This is a genomic window from Pseudoalteromonas sp. GW168-MNA-CIBAN-0100, assembly GCF_040309225.1.
Classification (GTDB): Bacteria; Pseudomonadota; Gammaproteobacteria; order Enterobacterales; family Alteromonadaceae; genus Pseudoalteromonas; species Pseudoalteromonas arctica.
The window spans coordinates 1-305 of sequence record NZ_JBEOOL010000370.1; the positions used below are offsets into that span (position 1 = coordinate 1).

General features: G+C 37.4%; 1 protein-coding gene. It reads left to right on the top strand.

The features are described 5' to 3' along the window. The coding region (locus tag AAEY62_RS21535; RefSeq protein ID WP_350636428.1) for a TrkA C-terminal domain-containing protein at positions 1-239 on the top strand (239 nt) is incomplete at its 5' end. Positions 240-305 lie beyond the last annotated feature (66 nt).

Genomic DNA, 305 nt, shown 5'->3' on the forward strand with positions numbered 1-305 from the left:
CTATTGAAGCTGTTGCCCATGGTGATGAAAATACATCTAAAGTAGTTGGCCGAACTGTAAGGGATATAAAACTCCCAGCAGGTACTACTATTGGTGCTGTAGTACGTAACGACGACGTGCTTATTGCCCACGACGATACCATTATTATGTCGGGCGACCATGTCATCATGTTCTTAATTGATAAAAAGCACATTAATATTGTAGAAAAACTATTTCAGGTGAGCGCTATATTTTTATAGCAGTACATTGTTGGTACTTTAAACACAAAAAAGCAGCTTAGTTAAGCTGCTTTTTTAATATAGGGT